Genomic DNA, 11,421 nt, shown 5'->3' with positions numbered 1-11,421 from the left:
AGCCGTAAAAAGAGGAACACCGTATCTTGCCGAAATAGCAACCTAAATTAATGCTACTCAGAAAAATTAATTAACCTTTTATTTGCAAAAACCATAGAATACAGGTCTAATGAACTCAAAATTGAATAACTATCAAGGGCTACAATTTGCCAGTAATTAAGTCTTGCTTAATACAAAGTTTCAGCTTCGCTGAGCAATTGTAGATCTCTGTTACGGCAAAGTAATTATAACATTTCCGTCATTTCGATTGGAGCGCAGCGGAATAGAGAAATCTTTGAACCATAAATCACAATAATATAGCTCGCAAGAAATAAATTGTACAAAGATTTAGCTTCGATGAGCTTTTCGAAGTGTTCCCTTCAATCGAAATGACCCGTAGAAGTATTTTCGTCATTCCCGTGAAAACGGGAATCCTAAAGCAATAAAAAAGCATTATTAATTTAATACTAAAAGCATTAAGATACTCAGTCAAGCTGAGTATGACGAGAGCCAGAAGTGAAAAGCTATACCGTCATTTCGATTGGAGCGCAGCGGAACAGAGAAATCTTTTAACCATATATCACAATTGCTCAGCGTAGCTAATCTTAATGCGATAGTTAAGTCCGCTATCGCATTAAGATGCTCAGCCAAGCTGAGTATGGCTTAGTTTTTCAGCTTCGATTTAAAAACTTTTTCCAACTTCTCCAGCTTAGGTAAAATAACTAACCTGCAATACGCCTGGTCGCCATTATTTTTATAATAATTCTGATGATAACTTTCTGCAACATAAAAAGGTTTTGCAGGCTCAATTGCAGTAACAACCTTTTTGCCAAAAGCGTTGGTTTTATTTAACTCATTCTTATACTTATCAGCCAATGCTTTTTGTTCTGCATTATGGTAAAAAATAACCGAACGGTATTGTGTACCACTATCCGCACCCTGGCGATTTAAGGTAGTTGGATCATGGCTCTTCCAAAAAATCTCTAATAATTCTGTATAAGAAATTTGCATTGGGTTATAAGTAATTTGCAAAACTTCGGCATGCCCGGTTAAGCCTGTACAAACTTCTTCATAAGTAGGGTTTGCTATTTTACCACCTTCATAACCCGACTTAACAGAAGTTACCCCTTTTATCTTTTGAAAAATAGCTTCTGTACACCAGAAACAGCCCATACCAAACGTTGCCTGTTCGCTTCTTTTCCCCTGAGCATTTGCATTACCAATCCAAAGTACAGCCAATAAAATTAAAATTATCCTTTTCATGTTTGTGTGTGTGTTTATCAGCAATCAATATTCCCATTAATTACTAATCTATATTACGAAATAAAAACATTTTAAGTTTCTGTTGTCATAATAATGGATTTTACATGACAAATCAATTTATTGGGGAATTAGATGTAGATGTTAATAACTTAAAACATTATTAATCAATAAATTAATTTGTTAAATTTTGAACAAAATACACTTATTAACAATTCTTCTTAAATTCGTTTAACAATTAAAACATATAATTATGTCTACACCTTATATCCCATGTTTAGATTTAGGTTCGTATATAAACGGAACTGAAGAAGAACGCAAGAAATTTTCCGATGAGCTTGGAAGAGCTTTTAACGATTCTGGTTTTGTAACCATTACTAATCATGGCTTAAGTCAGGAATTGATAGATAAACTTTACGAAAATATTAAAGCAGCCTTCGCTTTGCCTTTAGAAACGAAGCGCAAATATGAAAAGCCTGAATTAGCGGGCCAACGTGGTTATACAAGCGCTGGCAAAGAAACTGCCAAAGGTGCTAAAACACCCGATTTGAAAGAATTCTGGCAAATTGGGCAAGAAGTTACAGACGGCGACCCAGTTAAAAACGAATATCCTGATAATGAAGTTTTAGAAGAGTTACCAGAATTTAACAAAGTAACGGGCTCGATTTATAAAAAACTGGAAGAAAACGGAACGCACTTATTACGTGCCATTGCAACTTATTTAGAATTGCCTATCAATTATTTTGATAAACACGTTCATAACGGAAATTCAATTTTGAGAGGAATACATTATTTCCCGATTGAAAATCCTGAAACCATACCTGATGATGCAGTTCGTGCAGGTGCGCATGAAGATATTAACTTAATTACATTATTAATTGGCGCAAGTGCCGACGGTTTAGAGGTTTTAACCCGAAGCAATGAGTGGTTGCCAATCAAAGCACACCACACAGATATAGTAGTAAATGTTGGTGATATGTTGCAGCGTTTAACCAACAACAAGTTAAAATCTACAACACATAGAGTTGTTAATCCACCCCGCGAATTAATGAAAACTTCACGTTTCTCTGTACCGTTTTTCTTACATCCGCGTAGCGATATGGATTTAACCAGCTTGCCATCAACCATTGATGCAGAACACCCAAAAGCCTACAGCGATATGACTGCCGGAGAATATCTTGATGAAAGATTAAGAGAAATTGGATTGAAGAAGTAAGATAGTCAGGAGTCGGAAGTCCGAAGTCCGAAGTTGAGCGTTTAAAGTAAAGAGCATCGATATATTCGGTGCTTTTTTTGTTTCAGTATTATTATATTTGAGCATTCATCTCCGTTCTAATTTCAATCCATAAACCTTATTTACATGCAAGAAGAAATTTCAACTTATGGAGATTACAAAAATCTATTTAACCTATTTAATTCTATTTATCCGCTGAGCAATGAAATAAAAGTAACCATCATTAAAAACAGCGAAGTTATTGAGGTTAACAAAAAAATTAAACTTCTAAGCGTTGGTGAACGAAGCAATACAATTTATTTTATTGTTAAAGGCGCTGCGAGAATTTACTATCTAAACAAGGAAGGTAAAGAGACCAATACCTGGTTTTTATTTGAAAATGAGTTACTGATATCTGTTTATAGTTTTTACACGGGCAATCCAAGTTTCGAGTATATAGAAACTTTGGAAGATTGTAAACTTATTGCAGTCAAGAAAGATAAATTAGATGAAATGTATATAAAGTATATGGAATTTAATTTTTCTGGTCGCAAACTCACTGAGCTTTACCACATGCGCAATGAAATACAGGCTAATGATTTAAGGATGTATAGCGCAAAGGAACGCTATGAACACTTAATCACCCGCTATCCCCAGTTATTACAAAGGATTTCTTTAGGCCATATCGCATCATATTTAGGCATCTCTCCGGAAACCCTGAGCAGAATTAGAAAACAGAAATGATTTTTTGACTTTTGTCAAAAGCCACAAACTCCGAGATGCATAGATTTGATAAATAAATCTTAAGCAGCATGAAAACTATAGCAAGTATTTTACTCTTAGCCACTACTTTGATGTTTTCCAAAACTTCATTCGCACAAAATGCGGATAGAGGATTTGGGCAAATATTACAAACTTATTATTTGAGTAAAGATGCTGATATTGTTAACAAATCGATTGATTTTATAAATAAAACTTCTATGGATTATAATAGATTGTATCCTATTGTAACTGGTTTCTTTGGCGCCGCCTTTCAAGATGATACAGTACTAAAAAGCGATTTTAAAAAGAAAATAAATCGAGTAGACAAGCCTGAAATTAAACAATTATTGGTTTCTCTATTATCATCGAATATTGATACAATTTATGCAAAAACTAAAGTTTCTCCAGTGTTAAATGATATGAATTGGTCTTCGTTTTTTGCAACTGGTAATACAAAATATCTTGACAATATTATCTCTCAAATACCGAACATGGAAAACCGAGTTGATGTAAACTTATTTTTGACAGGCGGCTCAGCAAAATGGTCTTTATGCAGCAATTCTAAGAAAAGTAGTGACGTTAATAAATACCTTAATTCTTTAAAAGATAAAAAGCCATTCCTTAAAGAAGTTCTAGAAAATGAACCTCAATATTTCAACAATCGGATTATTGATATTTTGAAGAAACAACGTGAGAATGGGCTTTGGAAATAATAAAAAGGATTAAAGATTCAAACATCAAGCAAGAAATCCAGCAATTTATAAGCACGCTACTAATTGGCAAATGAAATCAATAATATCATTTTCCTATTACCGCAGCATTCAGATTATTCTATTGATCTTCCTGATTGCCTCAACCTATATTGGTATACCATTAAATGGTGGCGAAAAGGGTTGGGTTTATGTGAATGGCTTACTACGTGATTTTTACAAAGAACAATTCGCAATTTTTCATGAAATTAATTCTTCGTGGGTTTCATTTATTACCATCGCTACTTTAGTTACTAATATTATGCTCTACATCTGCCCTTTTTTAGTATTAACAGACAAATACAATAAATTAGGCGTTATTTATATTCCTATTACATTTTTGATACTGAGCGTTTTTTGTTTATCAATATTTATTTTTCTTTGCATACCATATATATTAATTTGGTTAGTTTTAGTGCTAAATTCAAAATATGCTGAACGAAAATAAAATTTATAAGTAACACCAACCTTATCATATGAAAAAAACTCACCTATTGTGCTTTCTGTTATTTATTAGCATAAGTTCAGCATTTTCTCAAAATAAAAACATTGTTGATTTATATGACGATTACACAACCATAAGAATGACACCAGATGAAAAACCTAAGGCAATTGCCATTGGTTTGAGTTTGTTAAATCGGAAATCGGAATTAAAGCCTAAACAAATTGCCAATGTTACGTATCATGTTGCCAGGCTTTTAGAAGAAACTAATATGATGAGCAAAGCAATTCCGTATTATGAGGAAAGCATTAAACTAACACCAGGTTACTATGTTCCATATTTAGCGTTGGGCAACGAATATTTTAAAACTTGCAAAGAATTGGTTGCCAAAATGAATCAGGCAGCTGATGCAAATGATACCGCTCTTCATGGGAAACTATCTGCTGAGTACAAGCCTCTCGCAAATAAAACCGCTTCCTATCTGGAAAAATCTTATGCTTGCGATCCTGATGACATTACAAAAGGCATGATAACTTATTTGTATCAAACACTAAAAAATACCGAAGCAATAAAAAGTTTCGACACCAGAATTAAGCAACTGGAGCAGGGCTGTATTACATTATTAGATGATGAGTAAAATTAATGCATAAATGGTTCGTGGAGACACGAACCATAGCGCAAAACTCTCCCATCATTACTTATATTTTCCATTACTTTAAAAAGGTATCTTCAAAACACTTACTCCGCATAGAGTCCGCAGTAAGTCCGCGTTTTACTATAAAAATGCGGATTTACTTTGGATTACCAGAAGTATTACTACGCTTATGTCTTAGTTGGGATAGCCTTGTGAATAGGTTTTGCCTACTTTGAGTGTTAACTTTTACTTCCTTGACTCGTCGATAGCCTTATTAATTACATCCTGAATTCTACCACGAATTTTTAGGTTGCCAAGCTTTTCTGAAACTGTTGGGTTTACTCTATTCGAAAGAAAAACATAAACCAATCCACGCGATGGATCTACCCAAACACAAGTTCCAGTGTAGCCTGTATGCCCATAAGTTTGTGGCGAAGCCAAATCAGAAGGATAATGTTTGGTTGTATCCGGATCCCAGCGGTCGAAACCTAAACCACGTCGACTTACGGGCGATTGTTTTGAAGTAAACATTTCTACGGTACTTGGTTTGAAATATTCAGTTCCGCCGTACGTTCCCTTATTTAAAAGCATTTGATAGATTATGGCCAAATCGTTTGCGCTGGAGAATAAACCGGCATGACCCGAAATTCCACCAGCTAAGGCTGCGCCCTGATCGTGTACATAACCTACCAGCAAGGTTTTTCTGAAATATTTATCATCTTCGGTTGGAATAATCTGGTCGGCACTGAAACGATTTCTAGGTAGAAAGCCTGCCGTTTGCATACCCAAGGGTTTGTAGAAATTTTCGTAGGCGTACTGATTTAAAGGTTCTTCACTAATATGCTCCACAATATCCTTCATTACATACATGCTGATGTCGCTATACACATATTGTCCACGGGTTTTAATTGGCGAGTTTAGCATTTTTGGCCACATAAAATCTTTGAAAAAGCCCTTTTTGATGTAGTAATTATCGGCAACTTTTGTTGGATAAGCGGCTGAAGAATCGCGACTGTAATCGCCTTCTTTTACAAAATTATGAAATGGAATATATGGAATAAAACCAGCTTGGTGAAGCATTACTTCACGAAGTTTGATATTATTCATTGGTGTTGTTCGTGCCTTTGGAATGTATGCACCAATATTTGTATCCAATTTCAACTTATTTTCTTCGAATAAACGCATTACAGATGGCGTTGTGGCGGTAACTTTTGTAACTGAAGCCAAATCGAAAATATCGGTAATCTTATCAGGTATGTTAGAATCGTAAGTGTGTGTTCCGTAAGCTTTGTTAAAAATTACTTTACCATCTTTTGCAACCAAAACGACCATACCTGGAGCAGCTTTCTGACTGATGGCTTCTGCTGCAATGGCATCAATCTCTTTTAAACTATTTGAATTTACACCTGCATCTTCGGGCACAGTATATTTTAAACGGTTTGCTGTTGTACTAAAGCCAACTCCAAAAGTATATTTTATTGAAAAACTAGAAGTGAGTTTGTTAGTTGCTCCTATGCCACCGAAAATATATTGTGGCACGATTGCCGCAGCATCAGCAGAATTTTGAGCTGTCCAAATAATCGGATTATTTAAATTATCCAAGGATTTTAAACCCATTCCGTTACCAAAAAGAGAGATTATGACAGATTTGGTTTTACTAATACTATTGATGAAATTAATGTATTTGACTTGCGTAATATTTCGATCGTCAACAGAAACCAATACCGTATTGAAATATTTTAATTCATCTTCCAAATCATTTAAGTTGATGCTATCTTTATAAACATCGGCAGAAAATGAGGTAATTTTATCGTATTTATTTGCCAAACTATCGAAAACATTGCTGTAGCTGAAACCTAAACTAACAGAGGCAATATTTTTTTTATCAAGTGCCTTCAGTGGAATAATATTAGCCTGATTATTCAATAGAACTGTTGTTTTACTTATTGAATTTGCAATTAACAGCTTTTTTTCATTTTGAACATGTTCTTGCGCACAAGCTGCCAAACATAATACATTAAATGCTGTTGCTGCTGCAAGAATGAATAATTTACTTCGCTTCATATACTTTTTCTCCGTTGAGGTAAGTTTTTAATACTTTGGTTTTTAAAATGTTTTCTGGTGATGATTTTAATATATCATTATCTAAGATTACAAAATCTGCAAATTTGCCTTTTTCGATACTTCCTTTTTCATGCTCTTCAAAATTTGCTTTAGCAGCCCAAATGGTCATGCCACGTAAAGCTTCTTCTGGTGTTAAGGCATTTTCGCTTTGAAAACCACCTTTCGGATAACCTTTTGCATCTTCCCTCACCGTTGCTGCATAAAACGTTAATAATGGATTAATGTTTTCTACCGGAAAATCAGTACCTAAAGGAATCCATCCGTTTTGGTTGAGCAGTTGTTTGTAGGCGTAAGCTCCTTTTATCCGTTCACTTCCTAACCTATCACCGGCCCAATACATATCAGATGTTGCATGCGTTGGCTGAACCGAAGGCACAACACTAGCACTTCCAAACAAGTCAAAATCCTTAGCATTAACTACTTGCGCATGTTCAATACGCCAACGTTTATCATTTTTACCCTTTAAAACATTATTGTAAATTTTAAGGATAACCCGATTTGCAGAATCGCCGATAGCATGTGTACACATTTGAAAATTATGAGCTGCAATTTTGTCGGCAACTTCTTCAAAATGTTTTGGATTACTTAGCAAAAAACCCGATTTGTTTGGCATATCGGTATAAGGCTTTAACAAACTTGCACCGCGAGAACCTAAAGCGCCATCGGCATAAACCTTAAATGAGCGAACATTTAACCTATCCGTTTTGATTGCCCCACGTTTAAAAAGGTAATCGTAATTTGCAGGGGCATCAGATAACATAACGTATAACCGCATCTTCAACTTATCTTCCTTTTGCAATTTTTCTATAAAATCTACCGCTTGAAAAGGCAAACCACAATCATCAATAGTGGTTAAACCCGCCGCAAAACAATTGGTTTGTGCATCGGTAAAAATCTTTTCTGCAAGCTTGGCATCGGGCGAAGGAATTTTATTTTCAACCAAACCAACAGCATTATCAATTAAAACACCGGTAAGCTTTCCATTTTGTGTAAGCATATCACCACCGACTAATTTTTGCTCACTTTTTATGCCTGCATCATCAAAGGCTTTTTGGTTTACAATTGCGGCGTGGCCATCAATTCTACTTAGCAAAACCGGGCGATTTGGAAAAAGTTGTGTTAATTTTTCGTTGGTTGGAAAGGCTTTGTTTGTCCAATCGTTTTGGTCCCAGCCGTTGCCAATTAACCAACCATCAGGGTGTGTTTTAGCGAAAGCAACTAAACGCTGTAGCACTTCCTCCCACGATTTTGTTTCACGTAAATCAGCAGTTTGAAGGTTTTGTCCGTAACCGAAAAAGTGTGCATGTGCATCGATAAAACCTGGATAGATGATTTTGCCCAATGCATCTACATTATCTTTTCCTTCAAATTGTTTTTTTATCTCATCGTTATTACCAACAGCTAGTATTTTTCCGTCTTTTATAGCGAAGGCTTGTGCAGTATCAAATTTTGAATTTACTGTGTAAACCTTGGCGTTAAAAATAACTAAATCGGCTTGTTCCTTTTTTTGGCAGGATATTAAAAGCGCAGTTGCCAATAATGCGTATAGAAATGATTTCATATAGATAAAGATAGAAAAAATGTATGCAGAAGTGTTTGTAAATTAAATATCGTCTAATTACGATTTTCTTTTGTCTTCGCCAGACGGGCTTTTTTCTTTTGACACCAAAAGAAACAAAAGTGCCGGCTTAAAATTTTTGTTTCAAAGTTTCTGCCTTTGGATGGACAATGCATCCCCAAAAATTTGTTATGCCGGTTTGGAGTAGAACGGAGAAACATTACTTAGGCTCGACTAAAACGATAAATCCAAAACTTCTACTTTAGAATTTTTGCAGATACCTACCTAAAAAAAGGAATTGCTGACTGACAGATTAGCATTTTTTTTGAAAATGAGCATTTCTGTTTTTATGGCGGGCTATGTACCCGCTATTGCCTGTAGCCTTGCTCGTTCCTCGCTTCGGGCTACTTGGCGCTATCGGGTTTATGTACAAAGTTCGGTGCAAAAAAAAAACGTAAATATTTGCATAAATCGTAATGATGATAGCCCCGACATAAACGAAAATACTTTTGGTTGCAGATACTATAAAATCCGTAATACCTTAACTCCAAAAGAGTGTAATATTGGCGGGAACAACCTTACATAAGAACTACAGGTTTTGCGCTTCAAAAAATTAAATATTGCGGATTACATAGGACGAAGAAATAAGGGACGGAAATAATTTCATATATTAATTTTCAACCTTCACATACCGTCATTTAGCTGTTGAGTTTTGAACAAAATACATTCCTTAAGCTTATTTTGCATAATTTAGCCGATTCACATTGCCTTAATACATGACTGATATTATCCACCTGTTACCAGATGCTGTTGCCAATCAAATTGCTGCCGGAGAAGTTGTACAACGACCAGCTTCAGCGGTTAAAGAATTGCTTGAAAATTCTATTGATGCCGGGGCAGATAAAATTCAACTGGTTATAAAAGATGCAGGAAAAGCCCTTATTCAAATTATTGATAATGGCTGTGGAATGAGTGTTACAGATGCGAGGATGTGTTTCGAGCGTCATGCAACATCTAAGGTTAAAAAAGCCGAGGATTTGTTTGCCATTCGTACAATGGGTTTTCGTGGAGAGGCGATGGCTTCGATTGCAGCAATTGCGCAAGTAGAAATGAAAACCCGCAGACATGATGATGAAATTGGCACTTGCATTAGTATCGAAGGGGCGCAGGTTACTGCTCAAGAACCTGTAGCAACACCTCCAGGCACTCAAATCTCTATCAAAAATTTATTTTTTAATACGCCTGCCAGACGGAATTTTCTTAAGAGTAACCCGGTAGAAATGCGCCATATTATTGATGAATTTCAGCGTGTGGCTTTGGCCCATCCCGGCATATTTTTTAGTTTACACCATGATGGAACCGAAATTTTTAACTTACCAAAAGGTAATCTAAAACAACGCATCATCCACTTATTTGGCAATAACTATAACGAAAGATTGGTTCCGGTTGAGGAAGATACGACCATTATCAACCTTAAAGGATTTATTGGTAAACCTGCCTTTGCGAAGAAAACCCGTGGCGAGCAGTTCTTCTTTGTAAACAATCGCTTTATAAAAGATCCGTATCTAAACCATGCGGTAAGTTCTGCTTTTGAAGATTTGCTGCCTGATGATAGTTATCCGCTTTATGTTTTATTTATTGATATAGATCCATCGAAAATCGATGTGAATGTCCATCCAACTAAAACAGAAATTAAGTATCTCGATGAAAAATCTATTTATGCGATTTTAAAATCAGCAGTTAAGCGTTCTATTGGTAGATATAATATTTCCCCAACTTTAGATTTCGACCAGGAAACGGGTTTCAGCAATATGATTTCACCAAAAGCCGTTGAAGATATTGTACCGCCAAGCATCAGCTTTAACCCCGACTTTAATCCTTTCGCAAGTGATGTTTCATCTTCTTCAGGTTATTCATCATCACCCAGAAATTATGAAGCCAAACCTAGTGCAAAAAACTGGGGTTCGCTTTATGAAATTACAGAACAACCTGTTGTTGAACAAACCTCATTTTATGCTGATGATACAATTTTAGAAACGCAGAAAAAACAATATATGCAATTGCATAGTCGTTATATTGTTTCGCAAATCAAGTCGGGTTTAATGGTTATCGACCAGCAAATGGCGCATGAACGCATTCTTTACGAACGTTTTCTTCTACATCTGGATGATAGAAAAGGTGCATCGCAACAGAGCTTGTTTCCGCAAACCATTACATTAAATGCTAACGATTTTGAACTTGCTAAAAGCTTACTGGATGACATCAAAAGCTTAGGTTTTGATGTTCGTGAATTTGGAAAAAACACTTTGGTTGTAGAAGGTATTCCTGTTGATTTAGGTAGCTCAAACATTAATGAAACTCAGTTGTTTGAACAGCTGATTGAAGGATTTAAAAACTCGCAACAAGACTTAAAATTGAACAAACGCGATAGTTTAGCCAGGAGTTTAGCGAAAAATAGTGCTATAAAAGCAGGTACAGCTTTAAGTCAGGAGGAAATGAATACACTAATCGATGAGCTTTTTGCCTGCAAAACACCTAACTTTAGCATCGGCGGAAAGCCTGTTATCCAAACCATTACTTTAGCGGAGTTGGATAAGAAGTTTGAGAAGTAAGGGAGTAGTTACTATCGAGTATTTAGTATCAAGTATCAAGACTAGTTAAGAGTTTAGAATTGAAAGTGAAAGCTCAAAACGATAAACG

Annotated in this window: 10 protein-coding genes; 7 read left to right on the top strand and 3 right to left on the bottom strand. The window is 35.6% G+C overall.

The genetic code is table 11. The features are described 5' to 3' along the window. Positions 1 to 642: 642 nt before the first annotated feature. Positions 643 to 1,242 carry a peptide-methionine (S)-S-oxide reductase MsrA gene (gene msrA / locus QWY86_RS00855; RefSeq protein WP_290237631.1) on the bottom strand — a complete coding sequence of 200 codons (600 nt, stop codon included), beginning with the start codon at positions 1,240 to 1,242 and terminating at the stop codon, positions 643 to 645. A 250-nt stretch (positions 1,243 to 1,492) separates the two neighbouring features. On the opposite strand from msrA, the gene QWY86_RS00850 reads away from it, so the two are divergent. From QWY86_RS00850 to QWY86_RS00830, 5 genes are all read left to right on the top strand, one after another. Next, positions 1,493 to 2,455, top strand: coding sequence for an isopenicillin N synthase family dioxygenase (locus QWY86_RS00850; protein ID WP_290237629.1), 963 nt, complete (start codon positions 1,493 to 1,495; stop codon positions 2,453 to 2,455). 144 nt (positions 2,456 to 2,599) lie between these two features. Continuing rightward, positions 2,600 to 3,196, top strand: a complete 597-nt coding sequence (locus QWY86_RS00845) for a Crp/Fnr family transcriptional regulator (RefSeq protein ID WP_290237626.1) — start codon at positions 2,600 to 2,602, stop codon at positions 3,194 to 3,196. Positions 3,197 to 3,264: 68 nt separating this feature from the next. Then, complete coding sequence (locus tag QWY86_RS00840) at positions 3,265 to 3,927, top strand: pre-mRNA-processing factor (RefSeq protein ID WP_290237624.1); 663 nt, start codon at positions 3,265 to 3,267, stop codon at positions 3,925 to 3,927. 70 nt (positions 3,928 to 3,997) lie between these two features. Then, positions 3,998 to 4,411, top strand: coding sequence for a hypothetical protein (locus QWY86_RS00835; protein ID WP_290237622.1), 414 nt, complete (start codon positions 3,998 to 4,000; stop codon positions 4,409 to 4,411). A gap of 28 nt (positions 4,412 to 4,439) precedes the next feature. Continuing rightward, positions 4,440 to 5,042: a tetratricopeptide repeat protein gene (locus QWY86_RS00830; protein WP_290237620.1), complete on the top strand. Its 603-nt coding sequence runs from the start codon at positions 4,440 to 4,442 to the stop codon at positions 5,040 to 5,042. A 243-nt stretch (positions 5,043 to 5,285) separates the two neighbouring features. On the opposite strand, the gene QWY86_RS00825 is transcribed toward QWY86_RS00830, so the two are convergent. Together QWY86_RS00825 and QWY86_RS00820 are read right to left on the bottom strand one after the other, a co-directional pair. Further along, on the bottom strand, positions 5,286 to 7,103 hold the full coding sequence (locus QWY86_RS00825) for a serine hydrolase domain-containing protein (RefSeq protein ID WP_290237618.1): 1,818 nt from the start codon (positions 7,101 to 7,103) through the stop codon (positions 5,286 to 5,288). Next, entirely contained in the window at positions 7,090 to 8,724 is a 1,635-nt protein-coding gene (locus QWY86_RS00820) for an amidohydrolase (protein ID WP_290237616.1), read from the bottom strand. The genes QWY86_RS00825 and QWY86_RS00820 overlap by 14 nt, the downstream gene beginning before the upstream one ends. A gap of 328 nt (positions 8,725 to 9,052) precedes the next feature. On the opposite strand from QWY86_RS00820, the gene QWY86_RS00815 reads away from it, so the two are divergent. Next, positions 9,053 to 9,307 carry a hypothetical protein gene (locus tag QWY86_RS00815; protein ID WP_290237614.1) on the top strand — a complete coding sequence of 85 codons (255 nt, stop codon included), beginning with the start codon at positions 9,053 to 9,055 and terminating at the stop codon, positions 9,305 to 9,307. Positions 9,308 to 9,497: 190 nt separating this feature from the next. Next, a complete protein-coding gene (gene mutL / locus QWY86_RS00810; protein WP_290237612.1) occupies positions 9,498 to 11,333 on the top strand; it encodes a DNA mismatch repair endonuclease MutL in 1,836 nt (611 codons plus the stop codon). The last annotated feature ends 88 nt before the right edge of the window (positions 11,334 to 11,421 follow it).

The sequence above is a fragment of the Pedobacter aquatilis genome, assembly GCF_030409415.1.
GTDB lineage: Bacteria > Bacteroidota > Bacteroidia > Sphingobacteriales > Sphingobacteriaceae > Pedobacter > Pedobacter aquatilis.
Note: the sequence above shows the minus strand (reverse complement) of the source record. Positions and strands in the feature narration are given on the sequence as shown.

Excerpts from the sequence above, each read along its gene's own strand:
- msrA (WP_290237631.1), bottom strand. The coding sequence starts at position 1,242 with ATGAAAAGGATAATTTTAATTTTATTGGCTGTACTTTGGATTGGTAAT.
- QWY86_RS00850 (WP_290237629.1), top strand. The coding sequence starts at position 1,493 with ATGTCTACACCTTATATCCCATGTTTAGATTTAGGTTCGTATATAAAC.
- QWY86_RS00845 (WP_290237626.1), top strand. The coding sequence starts at position 2,600 with ATGCAAGAAGAAATTTCAACTTATGGAGATTACAAAAATCTATTTAAC.
- QWY86_RS00840 (WP_290237624.1), top strand. The coding sequence starts at position 3,265 with ATGAAAACTATAGCAAGTATTTTACTCTTAGCCACTACTTTGATGTTT.
- QWY86_RS00835 (WP_290237622.1), top strand. The coding sequence starts at position 3,998 with ATGAAATCAATAATATCATTTTCCTATTACCGCAGCATTCAGATTATT.
- QWY86_RS00830 (WP_290237620.1), top strand. The coding sequence starts at position 4,440 with ATGAAAAAAACTCACCTATTGTGCTTTCTGTTATTTATTAGCATAAGT.
- QWY86_RS00825 (WP_290237618.1), bottom strand. The coding sequence starts at position 7,103 with ATGAAGCGAAGTAAATTATTCATTCTTGCAGCAGCAACAGCATTTAAT.
- QWY86_RS00820 (WP_290237616.1), bottom strand. The coding sequence starts at position 8,724 with ATGAAATCATTTCTATACGCATTATTGGCAACTGCGCTTTTAATATCC.
- QWY86_RS00815 (WP_290237614.1), top strand. The coding sequence starts at position 9,053 with ATGAGCATTTCTGTTTTTATGGCGGGCTATGTACCCGCTATTGCCTGT.
- mutL (WP_290237612.1), top strand. The coding sequence starts at position 9,498 with ATGACTGATATTATCCACCTGTTACCAGATGCTGTTGCCAATCAAATT.